Raw genomic sequence first — 14,295 nt, 5'->3', positions numbered from 1 at the left:
CGTGGGTCTCGCAGAGCGTGAAAGGGCTCAACGGCGCGGGGGGCGGCGCGAGCATGCTCAGACCTTCGCCGCATGCAGCGGCAACGGAGGATGTCCCCTTTTGACTGGTTCGATTGCTCTCTCCATGGCCCTGCCTTTTCGTTTTCTCTCTTCTACCTCATTGCGGACCATCGCAACAAGCGCTGCAACATCATCCCGCGAGGTTCCTTCACTCCGCTAAAGATCAAGAACGAGCCGAAGTGATCGCGCGCGCGAGCAGCATGGCGTAAACTGGTCGTTCGCGGCATGCTCCTGGTCCGTCATGAAGAGGTCTCGGTGGTCCGGCTCGCCGCGCAGCACGCGTGTGACGCACGTCCCGCATATGCCTTGCTCGCACGACACCGGTATATCGATGCCGTTCGCGGCAAGGATCTCAAGCACCGTCTTGTCTGGCGGTATGTGAAAAGTCTGGCCGGAGCTGGCGAGCTCGACTTCAAAGCTTTGGTCCTCGGCGCTCGTGGTCGCCGCGGCCGCAAAATACTCCCGGTGAACGCAGCTACCGCTCCAGCCGAGCTGACTGGCAGCGCCCAAAACGAAATCGAGGAAACCCGACGGACCGCACGCATAAAGATGGGTATCGGCACTGGGCGATGCCAAGATGGCGTTCACATCGAGGCGTTGCTCCTCTGGCCCATCGTCGAAATGAAAATGCGCCTGTTTGGAGAAATGCGAGGACGAAATCCGGTCGAGGAAAGCCGTCCGCGATCTTGAGCGCCCACAATAATGGAGTTCAAACGGCGCATCGATTTGCGCCAGTCTTTCGGCCATTGCGAGGATCGGCGTGACGCCTATGCCGCCGGCGAACAAGATGCTTCGGCGCGCGTCGCGCGCAAGCGCGAACAAGTTGCGCGGCTGGCTGATGGTGAGGGTGTCGCCCTGCTGTACTCGATCATGCATGAAAGCCGACCCACCACGGGTGTTTGGATCGCGGAGTACCGCGATGAGATAGCGGTCCGTCTCACCGGGCACGTTGCACAGCGAATATTGCCGCACGAGTCCGTTGGCCATGTTCACGTCGACGTGCGAGCCGGCGCTGAAATGGGGCAGCGATGAGCCGTCGCAGTTCTTCAGCTCGAAGCTCGCGATATCATCCGCCTCAAGGGTCTTTTTTGTTACGCGTACTTCGAGAAGTGTTTGATCCATATAAGAAATCCATGCTCGTCCTGGATTCGAGCGCTGTTGAATGGTCTCGGCCCTGCCGGACGACGCGTTCAGGGCATGGACCGCGTCGCTTGCGGACGGCGCGGTGGTTGCCTTTAGGCGTTGCTCAGGAGATGGATGACATTCTCGCTCGGCGGATGGCCGGGCCACTGGATGATCGCATCCTTGACGGAGGGCCGCGCGAAGAGCCGATTGGCATAGGCCTCGACACGGGGCTTGCCTGCACCGTCTTTCCAGAAACCCGAATAGCCGAGCCAGAGGAAGCGGTAGAGACTGACGGCCCAGAACAGGTCGGCGAGCGTGAAGCGGTCGCCGAACAGCCAAGGTCCGGTGGACGCCCCGAGGTCGCGATCGAGATCGGTAACCAGCTGCTCCGCCTTCGAGATGGCGGTCCGCATTTGCGGCTCGTTGATGACGAACGAGGCGGCGGCTTCCTCCTTCACAATCTTGTGTTGGTAGGCTTCGAGGAGAAGCGGGTCGCCGTCCGCGAGCGGGATATTGCGGCGCACGGCGTCGATCTTGTGTGCGTGGATGCCGGGCATGACCGCCTGCATGCTTTCGGGCCGACGATCACCGTCCGGATCGGCGCCGTAGAGCAGGGCTACATGGGGCGTCGTGTCAGCGAGCTGGACCTGCTTGAGCACAGCCTCCCGTATGTCGGCGGGCAGAAGATCGGTACCGCCGGACAAGGCGTCGCAGAGGTAGAGGCAGATTGCCTTGGAATCGGCGAGGATCCGGCCGGTCTCATGGTCGACGAGGGTCGGTACGACGAGCGGGTCGAACCCTTCGGAATCAACAGACGACTGCCCAGTGAACGAGCTGACAGGACGGTGCTTGGCTGCGGCTTCCGATCGCAACCGCAGCCGGACATATTGCGGACAATAATTCTCATTCTGCGGGGGAAGGATCGTCAACTCGTTGGAGCCGAAGGTCACGCCCTTCTCCATTAGGGTGCCGCGCACCTTTTGCGAGCAGACTGAGAACACGAAGTGGAACAGTTCGAACCGCGGTTCGACCGTCGCTTCGCGGCGAAGGAGGCTCGGTGACTGTCGATCCGGGCTAATCAGAGTCGATTGCTCAGGCTTGATAACCTCTTCACGGACTTTCCTCGCCAGGGTTTCTGTATCAGCGCTCATATTTTTATGATCCTTTTGCCTGGAACTGAGACGTTCGGGGATTTTTGCGGGCTAAATCGTCATGTAGAATGAGTGTGTTCCGCCGGCGGCCGGATGGCTGGTGAACTTTCCCGGCGCTCCTGCCCCACGCAGCGCGCAAGGCCGGTAAGCAGCGGCAGTGCAACATAGGTCGCGGCGGGCACGACAAGCCCCACGACCAAGAAGGAGCGCAGCAAAACGGGAAGATGGGCAATGGTGTCGCCCAAGAGAATGTTGACGAGGGCCACTAGCGGCGCGAGCGTGGTGATCAGCAGCAACACTCTGAGATGGCGTGTGCGGAGCGAAGGTTGGGGCGCAGCGCTCACCCCTTCCTTATTCAGACTTTGATGCGCTGCGTCTTGTCTCTCGACGTTCGCCCCTTGCCAGGGGTATCGCCGATCGAACCCGCCCATCCGCCATTCAAGAATGTCGATGCTTTGACGTGCCCCGGACACGGTCATGGGGTCTTCGGCGATGAAGGCCCGGGCTGCGTTCCAATCGTCGACATCAACGAGATATGTCGATCCGACCAAATCGCCGCCTTCGGCGAAGGTGGTCCCCACTGCCAAAATGCTTGCGGTGTGCGACGCAAGATAGGCGCGGTGTGCCGGTATGGCTGCTGTGCGCTCTGCCAGCTTTTCAGGCGAGATGGTGGTTATGACGGAGAACAGCATGGGACGTTCAATCCGTCAGACTTGGCGTGCTTTGCGGCACGAGCGGCTGATGTCGCGGCCCGCGCGTAGGGACCGGCGGGTTCAGCTCGAAGCGTGCGATCAGGGTGTCTCGCAACAACGCGATCTCGTCCGCCCCAATTCCATGGTCCTTGATCGGTTGAATATACTCGCCGACATCAGCACCAGAGAGTCTAAAGCGCTCAGCTGTCTCCCGCACATGCTCTGCCTTGACCCAATCGTCGTTCAGACCACCTGTGAATATCGCCTTGAGACCGGTAAACCGAGGCTCAACTGGCGCGGTTGGGAGCTCAAAACCCGGGAGGCTTCCGGTCAGCGAGCCCAGGAACCCCATTTTCGCAGCGCCGCACCACATGAAGTGACTGGCGAGGCAGGCACCCTGGCTGAAGCCGACTATGCCCTGACGGTCTAGCGCGACCCAGGCTGCTTCCAGCCGCGAGGAGATCTCAGCCAAGGCGGTGCAGGCGTCAGCCACAGACCTGTCGCCGTCTGGATCGAACCCGTCATATTTGGGCGAGTACCACGCCCCGGCGGGCGCTTGCAGGGCAAGCCAGGCGACAGAGGGCAGATCGAGCTGTCTCGCAAGTTCCAGCATCGCTTGCGCACGCTGGCCACGGCCGTGCAGAAGAATGATCGCAGCATTTGCCTGTTCGACAGGCGGGCCGGTCACGATTGTCCCATAGGGTCCTTCAGGGGAAAACGTCATCGCGGCGCTCCAGCAATATGGCGGCATAGCCGGTCCGCAAAGGCGACAGGATGCTGCATCGCGACCTGGTGCGCGGCACCCGTCACAACTTCGAATGCGGCACCTGGAATGAGAGCGGCGGTCGCGCGGACCGCCTCCGGTGGCACGGCGGCATCGTTCGCACCGGCTATGACGAGCGTTGGCGTTTCGACCTGCGGAAGAAGGCTTCTCGCGTCATGGCCCTTGATCGCTGCGACAGCGCCGGTGAATCCGGCAACTGTCGTGGCCAAGATCATCGACTCAGCAAGATCCAGCAGACCTTGGTCGACCGCTCCGGAAAACCATGCCGGATACACGATCGGCACCTGCGTAATGAGCCCGCCGCTGCGCACTGCGGCCACCCGCTTGTCCCAGATCGGCCAAGCTGGCTCTGGAACGAGAGAACCTGCTGCCACGAGTGTCAGCGAGATAAGCCGGTGTCCCGCCGTGGCGCCAAGATATTGCGCGACCATCGACCCGACCGACGTGCCAACAAGATGAACTCTTGCAAACGCGAGGTTATCCATTACATTAAGCACGTCGGCCGCCAGTTCGGCTAGACTGTAGTCGCCGGCACTCGGCGAACTCGTTCCATGACCCCGCAGGTCCATCGTGATCGCATATACCCCTGAAGGTAAACGACCGGCCACGTCATTCCAGGACCGCCAGTCGGCCAGCAGGGAAGAAAGGAGCAGGATCGGCTCACCGCTCGGCAAGCCAGTGGTATGAACACCGATCCGCGCACCATTTCGGCTATTGACTGCCCGATGTCGCCACATTCTCTTCACCCAGCCTGCGGAGTCATCCTTGCGATCAAATGACGATCGGATCGTTCATCGTCCGGAGGAGCTCGTCCTTTACACCTTCGAGCTGCGGCGCGACCTTGACCTCGCTGCCGAGCTTCTCGGGGCTCTCGTCATGGGTGAAACCAAGCGTGACCGAGGCTTCGAACAACACGCCGCCCGGCGTACGAACGTAGATCGATTCGAAGTAGCCGCGGTGCTTGCGATCTGAGAAATCGGTGTAGCCGAGGCCTTCCACGTCAAATTTGAGCGCGGCCTGCACGTCGAGGTCGGCGACTTCAAACGCGGCTGATGAACTTGGCCTTCGCCAAGCGCCCAGGTGCCGGGCCTTTCGTCCTCATCGATATAGACGTCTAGCACCTTGGCCGCACCGCCATTGCCGAAAGCGTAGCGCTGGTAATTGCCGTCGCGTCCCTGGGGCTTCAGGTTCCAGGCATTGCGCATGAAGGAGTCCATCTCCTCATTGCGATTTAGGGTGGCCGTCCAGCTGTGAAAGCCCCGCAGCGCGACCTCCTTGGGCACATAGGGAGAGTCCCAGGGCTCGAACTGGCCGTCCGTGTCCTGCTCGATGATTTCGAAGCCGACACCGCAGTCGGGGTGCTCGAACGACAGATATTTCTGCCCGAACCGCTCACGCACTTCCGAGACGGTCACAGCGCGCTTTATGAGATGCTCCTGCCACCAGGAAAGCGTACCGACGGGTGCGTTATAGGAAACCGCCGATATCTGCCCTGCACCACGCTTTCCGGTGTAGCCAGCCTGGCGAACGGGGAAAGTGGTGTACAGCGTGCCCGGTTCGCCAAGCTCATTGCCGAAATACAGATGATAGACCGGCCGTGCGCCGTCGTAGAACATCGTCTTCTTGACGAGCCGCTGTCCCAGCGTCTTGACGAGAAGATCCACGTCGCCTTGCGCGGATCCGGTCGCGACGGTGATGTGATGAAGTCCTTCGACGCGTTCGGGCAGTTGCATCATGATCGCTCTCCACTATTTTCTGCGATTGCGGATCGTCTCTTCAAACCTGCACAACGATCGCTGCTGCAGCCTGTTTGAGGGATCAGGGAGTATTTGACAATTGGCGGACCTTCATAGATACAATTCAGATTGTGAATATAGATGACCTGGATTTTCGGCACTTGGTGCTTTTGGATGCGCTGTTAAAGCGGCACAGCGTCAGCGCCGCTGCACGAGAACTCGACCTACCGCAGCCCACCGCCAGCCATGGGCTGGCGCGCCTGCGCAAAGCATTGGGCGACCCGCTTCTCGTCCGGGCGCGCGACGGCATGGAGCCGACACCACGTGCCGAGGCGATCGCCGGGGTTGTTCAGCAACTGCTGGAACTGCGTCGCGACCTGGCTGAAGGCGGGCAGACATTCTCACCTGACCGTCTCAAGCGCGAATTCATCATTGCCGGATCGGACATCGCCCATCTTGTCGTTTTGACGGCGTTGCATTCGGCGGCGCGGTTCGAGGCACCACACACCAGCTACCGCGCACTCACGCTGAGCGGCGATGAAATGGTGAGCGCGCTCGAGACCGGGCATGTCGATATCGCCGTCGGCGCCTATCCGAGCCTTGTTGCCGGCATCAAGACGCAACGGCTCTACCAGGAGGAATATCTGTGCTTCGGAAAGGAAGGTCATCCGTTCATCAAGTCCGGTGAGACCGATGACTTCATGGCCGCAGATCATATCGTGGTCAGCACCAAGGGTATGGCCCATGCCCATCGTGCCGTCGAACGCGCTCTCCTCGACAAGATCCATCCCGATCGGATCAGGATCGTCGCGAGCAGCTTTCTCGTGGCGTTGGCAGCTTGCTTCGAGTCGGACCTTATTCTTACCGCTCCGGCTCGCGTGATTGGTCGGCTCGCCGAGGTCTACGGACTCCGGGCCGTGCGGCCGCCAATTCTTATGGAAGCATTTGAGGTCAGGCAATATTGGCATGCGAGGAACCAAGACGACCCGCCTCACCGCTGGTTGCGACAGCTCCTGCACAAGGTGCTGTCCGCGCGGATGTGAGAAAGCTGCCATCGACCTAGCAAAGAAAGCCCGGCCTAGGTTAAACCCGGGCCGGACAGATAGGAGCATCCGGAGTGGGATCAGTCCGGGTCGATCAGAATTTAAACCTCAAAGTCGCATAATATTCAGACGGCCTGTTCGGCACCGCGCTCAGCAGGCCAGTTCCATTGAGCTGATTGACGCCATTTGCGATGTAGCGTTTGTTGAAAACATTGTTCCCGCCAATTGCGAGAGACCAGTCGTCGCCGGGCGCGCTGTACGTGAGCGAGGCATTGACGAGGCTGACATTCCCACTGAACAACTCGGGCGTGTTTTCCGCATCCGCCGCCATGGTGGACTTGTAGGAATAATCCGCCCGCAGTGTGACCCGACCTTCATTGGCCAGGAAAACGTTGAACTCGGGAGATAGCGTCGCGGTCCACTTCGGGACACGCGGCAGCCGGCTCGCCAGCGTGATCGTGCCCGACGGATCGTTGATCCTCCGATAGTAAGCGTCAATGTATCCCGCCGACGCGCTCACGCGGAAGACGCGGCTCGGCGCGAAGATCGTCTCGACCTCGAAACCCTTGATTCTGGCGTTGCCGGCGTTCTCGAAGGAGGCACCGATGCCGCGCTGGATCTGGATCTGGATGCCCTTGTAGTCCGTGTAGAATGCCGCAGCATTGACTTGCAGCATTCGATCGAAAAGCTGCGACTTGAAGCCGATCTCGAACGTGTCGGCTTTCTCCGGATTGAAGCTCGGCGCCTGCTTGTCCGCAGGCTTGGTCGGATCCGGCGGGACCGGAGCGGAGACGCGGGTCGTCCAGCCGCCCGACTTGAACCCCTTCGAGAATGATCCGTACAGCATTATCCGCTCGGTCGGATGGAGTTCGATGCCGACGCGCGGCGAAACATTGCTGAACGAGAGCTTCTGCTCCCCTGTCGGGTAGAATTGCGACAGGTCTGTCGGATCCGGGAACAGAAATGCCGGAGTACCGAGTTTGGTGAGAAGCATATTGAGGTCCCGCTGGCTCTGTTGCAAAAATCGTGAAGCTTGAGCATGCTTGGCGGAGATTGGACGGACGGAACGATGACGGATTTCAAGTGGCGCCATTTCCAGGGTGATGTGATCCTGTGGGCGGTGCGCTGGTATTGTCGCTATCCGATCAGCTATCGCGACCTTGAGGAAATGCTGGCGGAACGCGGCATTTCGGTCGACCATACGACGATCTATCGCTGGGTCCAGTGCTACGCCCCGGAGATGGAGAAGCGGCTGCGCTGGTTCTGGCGGCGTGGCTTTGATCCGAGCTGGCGCCTGGATGAAACCTACGTCAAGGTGCGGGGCAAGTGGACCTACCTGTACCGGGCAGTCGACAAGCGGGGCGACACGATCGATTTCTACCTGTCGCCGACCCGCAGCGCCAAGGCAGCGAAGCGGTTCCTGGGCAAGGCCCTGCGAGGCCTGAAGCACTGGGAAAAGCCTGCCACGCTCAATACCGACAAAGCGCCGAGCTATGGTGCAGCGATCACCGAATTGAAGCGCGAAGGAAAGCTGGACCGGGAGACGGCCCACCGGCAGGTGAAGTATCTCAATAACGTGATCGAGGCCGATCACGGAAAGCTCAAGATACTGATCAAGCCGGTGCGCGGTTTCAAATCGATCCCCACGGCCTATGCCACGATCAAGGGATTCGAAGTCATGCGAGCCCTGCGCAAAGGACAGGCTCGCCCCTGGTGCCTGCAGCCCGGCATCAGGGGCGAGGTGCGCCTTGTGGAGAGAGCTTTTGGCATTGGGCCCTCGGCGCTGACGGAGGCCATGGGCATGCTCAACCACCATTTCGCAGCAGCCGCCTGATCGGCGCAGAGCGACAGCCTACCTCTGACTGCCGCCAATCTTTGCAACAGAGCCACTGAGCTTCTAGGAAGACGCAGCGCAACCGTGATGACAGGGCAGTTCGAAAATCACTGCGGAAAAAATAGAGCGGTTATGGATTACTGCGTGATTGATAACCGCTCACTCCAACGGTTAACGTGCGAAGCGAGCGCCGAGCCGTCGGCGCCAAACCGGACGCGCGTGGTGGCGGAAACAATCCGATCCGGTTCGGTGCGATCTAAGCTTCTTGGGGCGACACGATTCGCACGGCGGAAAAAGTGGATTTCAGGTTGAACAGTATCCGTCATCCCAGACCCACGTGGCGGAACCGTGTCGGTCAAGCGTCTAAAGAGGGGGCGGTGCGCCCTGCGAATTTTGGGGAAGTTCCAAGGCATGAGGGAATCGAGGTCCTTGTTGCTATGACCGGCGGCAAGCTTTTGCAGGGTGGTGGTGAGCCAGGCGAGTGGATCGACGTCCGAGAGCTTGCACGTTTCGAGAAGACTCGCGATCACCGACCAATTGTCGGCTCCGGCATCGCTGCCAGCGAATAACGAATTGCGGCGCGACAAGGCAATCGGGCGGATGCTTCTTTCGACCGTGTTGGTATCCAACTCGACGCGGCCGTCGAGCAGGCAATAGGTGAGCCGGGGCCAGTGGTTGAGCGTGTAGTTGATCGCCTCGGCCATCTTGCCCTTGGCGCTGAACCGGGCGAGGTTCTTCGAGAGATCGTCGCGCAGGTCGTCGAACAGCGGCTTCAGAATCAGCTGCCGGCCTTATTGTGTTGAAAAAGTCGGCTGCGGGAAGATTTGGACGGCGCTTCGCGACGGATGTGGGGTATCCGTCATCCCAGACCCACGTGGCGGAACCGTGTCGGTCAAGCGTCTTAGGAGGGGGCGTTGCGCCCGGCGATCTTGGGGAAGTGCCAGGGCATGAGGGAATCGAGGTCCTTGTTGCTATGACCGGCGGCAAGCTTTTGCAGGGTGGTGGTGAGCCAGGCGAGTGGATCGACGTCCGAGAGCTTGCACGTTTCGAGAAGACTCGCGATCACCGACCAATTGTCGGCTCCGGCATCGCTGCCGGCGAACAACGAGTTGCGGCGCGACAGGGCAATCGGGCGGATGCTTCTTTCGACCGTGTTGGTATCGAGCTCGACGCGGCCGTCGAGCAGGCAATAGGTGAGCTGCTGCCAGTGGTTGAGCGTGTAGTTGATCGCCTCGGCCATCTTGCCCTTGGTGCTGAACCGGCCGAGGTTCTTCGAGAGATAGTCGCGCAGGTCGTCGAACAGCGGCTTCAGCATCAGCTGCCGGCCTTCGAACCGCCGTTCGGGCGACTTGCCCCTGAGCGTTGCCTCGATCTTGTAGATCGCCGAGAAGCGGCGCAGTACTTCGGCCGCAACGGGCTCCTTCTCGCGAAAATCGTAGAATTTGCGCCGCGCGTGAAGCAGGCAGAATGCGAGGGTGGCACCGTTGCGACGCTTGATCTCGTTGTAGCCGGCATAGCCGTCCACCTGCAGCACCCCGGCGAAGTCGCCGAGATGGTCGATCGGATGCTCGCCGCCGCGGCCGGTGGCGTACATGTAGACGACGGCGGGTGGCGCAGTGCCGCCCCAAGGCCGATCATCGCGGGCATAGGCCCACAGCTGGCCGGTCTTGGTCTTGCCGGTCCCGGGAGCCAGCACGGGCATGCGCGTCTCGTCGGCGAACAGCTTCACCGAACTCCTGAGTTCGGCGAGCAGATGCGCGCGCAGTGGAGTCAGCCACCATCCGACGCGCCCGACCCAGTCGGCGAGCGTTGCCCGGTCGAGATCGATCCCCTGGCGGGCGTAGATCTGGGCTTGCCGGTAAAGCGGAAGGTGATCGGCGTAGCGCGCGACGATGACCTGGGCGACGAGCGCGTCGGTGGGCAGGCCCTGATCGACGATGAAGCTTGGCGCCGGCGCCTGGGTGACGCCGCCCTCGTCGCAGCCGCGGCAGCCATAGCGCGGACGGCGGGTGACCAACACGCGGAAGATGGTGGGCACGACGTCGAGGCGCTCGGTGACGTCCTCGCCGATGACATGAAGATCGCCGCCGCAGCAGGCACACTGCTTGTCTTCGATGTCGACGACCTGCTCGATACGCTCGAGATGGGCGGGCAGCGCTCCACGGTTGTTGCGGCGGCGGCGCTTTGTCTCGCTGGTCGCGTCAGCCTGGTCGATCAGCGCCTCGAGCCCGGCCTCGGCGCGCGACAAGGCAGCTTCGAGCTCTTCGAGCACGAGCTGGTACTGGTCGGGATCGAGCCGCTCGGCGCTCTGGCCGAAACGGTGGCGCTTTAACTGGTCGAGAATGTCGTTGAGGCGTATCCGTCATCCCAGACCCACGTGGCGGAACCGTGTCGGTCAAGCGTCTTAGGAGGGGGCGTTGCGCCCGGCGATCTTGGGGAAGTGCCAGGGCATGAGGGAATCGAGGTCCTTGTTGCTATGACCGGCGGCAAGCTTTTGCAGGGTGGTGGTGAGCCAGGCGAGTGGATCGACGTCCGAGAGCTTGCACGTTTCGAGAAGACTCGCGATCACCGACCAATTGTCGGCTCCGGCATCGCTGCCGGCGAACAACGAGTTGCGGCGCGACAGGGCAATCGGGCGGATGCTTCTTTCGACCGTGTTGGTATCGAGCTCGACGCGGCCGTCGAGCAGGCAATAGGTGAGCTGCTGCCAGTGGTTGAGCGTGTAGTTGATCGCCTCGGCCATCTTGCCCTTGGTGCTGAACCGGCCGAGGTTCTTCGAGAGATAGTCGCGCAGGTCGTCGAACAGCGGCTTCAGCATCAGCTGCCGGCCTTCGAACCGCCGTTCGGGCGACTTGCCCCTGAGCGTTGCCTCGATCTTGTAGATCGTATCCGTCATCCCAGACCCACGTGGCGGAAGTGGCCATGAGCTCTGAGTGTGCCGCGCATATCGCATCATTTGATTCGGCGGGGTGTCTGTGGAGCAGGAGATCGACGGCAGTGGCGGGCTGGAGAACGGGCGCCGGCGGCGCTGGACGCTGGAAGAGAAGCGCGCAGTGGTCGAGCTGTCGCTCGATCCGACGTGCAGCATGGCGGAGGTGGCGTCGTGCTTCGACGTCCTTCCGGCCCAGATATATGGCTGGCGCCGCGAGCTGCGCGAGACAGCGGAAGCCAAGGCGCGCGAAGACGGGCCGATGTTCCTGCCGGCGGTGATCGAGCCGGCGTCGGTGCCGGCGATGCTGCTCGAGCCGGAGGCAGCCGGCGTCCGGCTGATGCCCGATACTCTGGTCCAGGTCGCGATGGAGGTCCACGGCGTGCCGGTGATGATCGCCCATGGCGCGAGCGCGACGCTGGTTGCCGCGGTGATCGCAGCGCTGCAGAGGGCGCTATGATCGGGCCGGGCAGCGACGCCAAGGTACTGATCTACACCAAGCCGATCGACTTTCGCTGCGGCATCGACACGCTGGTGGCCAAGATACAACATGAGCTGGACCAGGACCCGTGGCGCGGGGTCGCCTATATTTTTCGTTCCAAGCGGAAGGACAGGCTGAAGATTCTGTGGTTCGACGGCACCGGCATCTGGCTGATGACCAAGCGCGCCGAGGCCGCCGAAGGGTTCGCCTGGCCGCCGGCGGTCGATGGCAGTTTTTCGATCACGGCGGCGCAGATGGCAGCACTCACCTCGGGCATGGACTGGCGTCGGCACCGCGCGCCAAGGCGCGTAAATCCGCCTAAAATCGAGAGTTTCGCTGATGCGTGAGATAGTCGCGACAGGCCGAGTCAACTGCGCTGGACGCGTTGACCTGCCCCCACCGAGTGGACCGGCTGGTTTGTTAGTGGATTAAACTCGCCGCCGCCATATCTGGGCGGAGGTGGAGCGAAGCGGAACCGGAGGCCGGATATGGCGGTGATGCCGTTTCCGGGGCCGGTGGTCGGTAGCCCAGACTGCTGTGCGGGCGGATGGTGTTGTAATGCCGCCGCCAGGCTTCGATCAGCACCTTGGCCTCGGCGAGGCTGTAGAAGATCTCGCCATTGAGCAGTTCGTCGCGCAGCGACCCGTTGAAGCTCTCATTATACCCATTCTCCCATGGTGATCCCGGCGCGATGTATAGCGTCTTCACGCCGATCTGGCCGAGCCATTGCTGGACGGCATTGGCGATAAACTCGGCGCCATTGTCCGACCGTATATGTGCAGGCGGGCCGCGAGTGACGAACAGCTCCGCCAGCGCGGCAAGGACGTCCTCATGCCGCAGCTGACGTGCCACGATGAGCGCCAGGCATTCCCTGCTAGCCTCATCGATGATGGTCAGGATGCGGAACTTGCGGCCATCATGCGTGCGCCCCTCGACGAAGTCGTAAGCCCATACATGCCCTGGATACTCAGGCCGCAGGCGGATGCACGATCCGTCGTTGAGCCATAGACGCCCGCGCTTTGGCTGGCGTTGCGGGACCTTGAGCCCCTCGCGCCGCCATATCCGCTCAACGCGTTTGTGGTTCACCGTCCATCCCGCATGACAGAGCAATGCCGTCACCCGACGATAGCCGTAGCGACCATATTGCTTCGCCAACGCGATGATATCCTCCGTCAGCGCCGGTTCGTCATCCGCCCCGCGCGGCACTTTGCGCTGCGTCGATCGATGCTGACCCAACACCCGGCAGATCCGTCGCTCGGACACCGGAAGCTCTCGTCGCACATGTTCGATGCAGCGCCGTCGCCGCGCGGGGCTCAGAAGTTTCCCCGCGCCGCCTCCTGCAAAATCAGCTTGTCGAGCGTCAGATCAGAGATCGCCCGCCTGAGCCGCAGATTCTCCTTCTCCAGATCCTTCATGCGCCGCGCCTGGTCGGTCTTCAGGCCGCCATATTCCTTGCGCCAGCGATAATAGGTCTGTTCGCTGACCGCGATCCGCCGGCACGCTTCAGCGGTCGAGGCGCCCTGCGCCAGCACAATCTCAACTTCACGCAGCTTGCCGATAATCTCTTCCGGCTTGTGCTTCTTGCTCGGCATTCGTCGTCCCTTTCGTGGTCCAGACTATCATAGTCTCTGGGCCACTCAGCGGGGGGCAGATCATCGCGTTGGCGGATCGCAAGCCTTCTATCACACCCGCGACGACTACATTCAGATGCCGCCCTTCAAGGTGTTTCATTCCGCCGATGATTATTATGCCACGCTCGCTCATGAGGCAGTGCATCTTGCAGGCCATGAAAGCCGTCTGAACCGCAAGACGCTGATTTCAACAAGCCGCGCGGACTATGCGAGGGACGAGTTAGTGGCGGAGCTGGGAGCCTGTTTCATCGGCGCCATCGTCGGTTTCAAGGTCGAGGAACGGGAAGACCATGCAGCTTACCTTGAACACTGGTTGACCGCGCTCCGCAACGATAAGCGAGCCATTTTCGAGGCCGCGCGCGAAGCGCAGAATGCCGCCGATTACCTCTTGGCGATGATGCTGGATCAAGGGGGCTGAAACGGTCCCCCGCGCCAAAAAAACGGGCGGACGCCGCGTTATCGCGGCGTCCCAATTTTGAACTAGGATTTTTGCGGTCTGCCCAAGTGGTTTATATACATATCCCGATATGGTAACTATATTGCAGCCTAGGTCGTTATCAGGTGCAAAATGGAAAATATCATCAACACCTATCAGAATCGCATAAAGGCGATGGGCTTCAAGCCTCGGCGCAAGGAAGACGTTCCTGTCGTCATGGACGTCTATTGCGAAGCACTCGCAAATGCCAAAATTGAAGGGCTGGAATTGCTTGCCGATGACCATGCCTTTTGTTTGTTATTGGTAGAAACTGAAATCCCCGTCGATGTGGCGATCAATCTAGCGCAGGAATACAACCGCGATGTTCTGTCGCGGCAGAAGATTGCTGCATGA

General features: G+C 61.0%; 16 protein-coding genes and 1 pseudogene. 6 read left to right on the top strand and 11 right to left on the bottom strand.

Annotated elements, in window-relative coordinates; all coding sequences use genetic code 11:
• Positions 1-216: 216 nt before the first annotated feature.
• The 6 genes and pseudogenes from K663_RS21895 to linE all read right to left on the bottom strand — a co-directional run bounded on the left by K663_RS21895 (position 217) and on the right by linE (position 5,548).
• Positions 217-1,182, bottom strand: a complete 966-nt coding sequence (locus tag K663_RS21895; RefSeq protein WP_013041681.1) for a PDR/VanB family oxidoreductase — start codon at positions 1,180-1,182, stop codon at positions 217-219.
• Between the two features lie 113 nt (positions 1,183-1,295).
• Positions 1,296-2,336 (bottom strand): 2,5-dichlorohydroquinone reductive dechlorinase, encoded by a 1,041-nt coding sequence (gene linD / locus K663_RS21890; protein ID WP_013035740.1) that lies wholly within the window; start codon positions 2,334-2,336, stop codon positions 1,296-1,298.
• A 59-nt stretch (positions 2,337-2,395) separates the two neighbouring features.
• On the bottom strand, positions 2,396-3,028 hold the full coding sequence (locus K663_RS21885; protein WP_007686013.1) for a YciI family protein: 633 nt from the start codon (positions 3,026-3,028) through the stop codon (positions 2,396-2,398).
• A 7-nt stretch (positions 3,029-3,035) separates the two neighbouring features.
• Entirely contained in the window at positions 3,036-3,752 is a 717-nt protein-coding gene (locus K663_RS21880; RefSeq protein WP_007686010.1) for an alpha/beta hydrolase, read from the bottom strand.
• Positions 3,749-4,549, bottom strand: coding sequence for an alpha/beta fold hydrolase (locus tag K663_RS21875; RefSeq protein ID WP_218847786.1), 801 nt, complete (start codon positions 4,547-4,549; stop codon positions 3,749-3,751). The genes K663_RS21880 and K663_RS21875 overlap by 4 nt, the downstream gene beginning before the upstream one ends.
• A 34-nt stretch (positions 4,550-4,583) precedes the next feature.
• A pseudogene (linE, locus tag K663_RS21870) lies at positions 4,584-5,548 on the bottom strand (chlorohydroquinone/hydroquinone 1,2-dioxygenase).
• Positions 5,549-5,712: 164 nt separating this feature from the next.
• Between linE and K663_RS21865 the strand changes: the two are divergent.
• Entirely contained in the window at positions 5,713-6,591 is an 879-nt protein-coding gene (locus tag K663_RS21865) for a LysR family transcriptional regulator (RefSeq protein WP_233431924.1), read from the top strand.
• Between the two features lie 94 nt (positions 6,592-6,685).
• Here the strand turns inward: K663_RS21865 and K663_RS21860 are convergent, their stop codons facing one another.
• Positions 6,686-7,585 carry a TonB-dependent receptor gene (locus K663_RS21860; protein WP_235589625.1) on the bottom strand — a complete coding sequence of 300 codons (900 nt, stop codon included), beginning with the start codon at positions 7,583-7,585 and terminating at the stop codon, positions 6,686-6,688.
• Positions 7,586-7,660: 75 nt separating this feature from the next.
• Here K663_RS21860 and K663_RS21855 point away from each other — a divergent pair, with 75 nt between their 5' ends.
• Complete coding sequence (locus K663_RS21855; protein WP_001389365.1) at positions 7,661-8,425, top strand: IS6-like element IS6100 family transposase; 765 nt, start codon at positions 7,661-7,663, stop codon at positions 8,423-8,425.
• Between the two features lie 137 nt (positions 8,426-8,562).
• Here the strand turns inward: K663_RS21855 and K663_RS21850 are convergent, their stop codons facing one another.
• From K663_RS21850 to K663_RS23625, 3 genes are all read right to left on the bottom strand, one after another.
• Positions 8,563-9,201, bottom strand: coding sequence for an IS66 family transposase (locus tag K663_RS21850; RefSeq protein ID WP_335339123.1), 639 nt, complete (start codon positions 9,199-9,201; stop codon positions 8,563-8,565).
• A gap of 125 nt (positions 9,202-9,326) precedes the next feature.
• A complete protein-coding gene (gene tnpC, locus K663_RS21845) occupies positions 9,327-10,769 on the bottom strand; it encodes an IS66 family transposase (RefSeq protein WP_235589631.1) in 1,443 nt (480 codons plus the stop codon).
• Between the two features lie 60 nt (positions 10,770-10,829).
• Positions 10,830-11,321 (bottom strand): IS66 family transposase, encoded by a 492-nt coding sequence (locus tag K663_RS23625; protein WP_020820222.1) that lies wholly within the window; start codon positions 11,319-11,321, stop codon positions 10,830-10,832.
• 79 nt (positions 11,322-11,400) lie between these two features.
• Between K663_RS23625 and tnpA the strand changes: the two genes are divergently transcribed.
• Together tnpA and tnpB are read left to right on the top strand one after the other, a co-directional pair.
• A complete protein-coding gene (tnpA, locus tag K663_RS21835; RefSeq protein WP_020820223.1) occupies positions 11,401-11,814 on the top strand; it encodes an IS66-like element accessory protein TnpA in 414 nt (137 codons plus the stop codon).
• The gene (tnpB, locus tag K663_RS21830) at positions 11,811-12,182 is read left to right on the top strand and encodes an IS66 family insertion sequence element accessory protein TnpB (RefSeq protein WP_020820224.1); all 372 of its coding nucleotides are present in this window, start codon (positions 11,811-11,813) and stop codon (positions 12,180-12,182) included. Before tnpA ends, tnpB begins: the two co-directional genes overlap by 4 nt.
• Positions 12,183-12,255: 73 nt before the next feature.
• On the opposite strand, the gene K663_RS21825 is transcribed toward tnpB, so the two are convergent.
• A protein-coding gene (locus K663_RS21825) for an IS3 family transposase (protein WP_139385176.1) occupies positions 12,256-13,427 on the bottom strand; the annotation gives its coding sequence in 2 pieces (ribosomal slippage) (positions 12,256-13,163 and positions 13,163-13,427; 1,173 coding nt in all).
• Here K663_RS21825 and K663_RS21815 point away from each other — a divergent pair.
• Positions 13,417-13,884, top strand: coding sequence for a zincin-like metallopeptidase domain-containing protein (locus tag K663_RS21815; RefSeq protein WP_025160928.1), 468 nt, complete (start codon positions 13,417-13,419; stop codon positions 13,882-13,884). The two genes, K663_RS21825 and K663_RS21815, sit on opposite strands and share 11 nt — an antisense overlap.
• A 150-nt stretch (positions 13,885-14,034) precedes the next feature.
• Complete coding sequence (locus K663_RS21810) at positions 14,035-14,295, top strand: hypothetical protein (RefSeq protein ID WP_020820227.1); 261 nt, start codon at positions 14,035-14,037, stop codon at positions 14,293-14,295.

The sequence above is a fragment of the Sphingobium sp. MI1205 genome, assembly GCF_001563285.1.
Classification (GTDB): domain Bacteria; phylum Pseudomonadota; class Alphaproteobacteria; order Sphingomonadales; family Sphingomonadaceae; genus Sphingobium.
This window is presented reverse-complemented; position numbering and strand designations above follow the sequence as displayed.

Bases quoted from the DNA above. Each gene is read 5' to 3' on its own strand.
- linD (WP_013035740.1), bottom strand. From the start codon at position 2,336: ATGAGCGCTGATACAGAAACCCTGGCGAGGAAAGTCCGTGAAGAGGTT.
- K663_RS21855 (WP_001389365.1), top strand. From the start codon at position 7,661: ATGACGGATTTCAAGTGGCGCCATTTCCAGGGTGATGTGATCCTGTGG.
- K663_RS23625 (WP_020820222.1), bottom strand. From the start codon at position 11,321: ATGACGGATACGATCTACAAGATCGAGGCAACGCTCAGGGGCAAGTCG.
- K663_RS21875 (WP_218847786.1), bottom strand. From the start codon at position 4,549: ATGTGGCGACATCGGGCAGTCAATAGCCGAAATGGTGCGCGGATCGGT.
- K663_RS21885 (WP_007686013.1), bottom strand. From the start codon at position 3,028: ATGCTGTTCTCCGTCATAACCACCATCTCGCCTGAAAAGCTGGCAGAG.
- K663_RS21895 (WP_013041681.1), bottom strand. From the start codon at position 1,182: ATGGATCAAACACTTCTCGAAGTACGCGTAACAAAAAAGACCCTTGAG.
- K663_RS21860 (WP_235589625.1), bottom strand. From the start codon at position 7,585: ATGCTTCTCACCAAACTCGGTACTCCGGCATTTCTGTTCCCGGATCCG.
- tnpB (WP_020820224.1), top strand. From the start codon at position 11,811: ATGATCGGGCCGGGCAGCGACGCCAAGGTACTGATCTACACCAAGCCG.
- K663_RS21810 (WP_020820227.1), top strand. From the start codon at position 14,035: ATGGAAAATATCATCAACACCTATCAGAATCGCATAAAGGCGATGGGC.
- K663_RS21880 (WP_007686010.1), bottom strand. From the start codon at position 3,752: ATGACGTTTTCCCCTGAAGGACCCTATGGGACAATCGTGACCGGCCCG.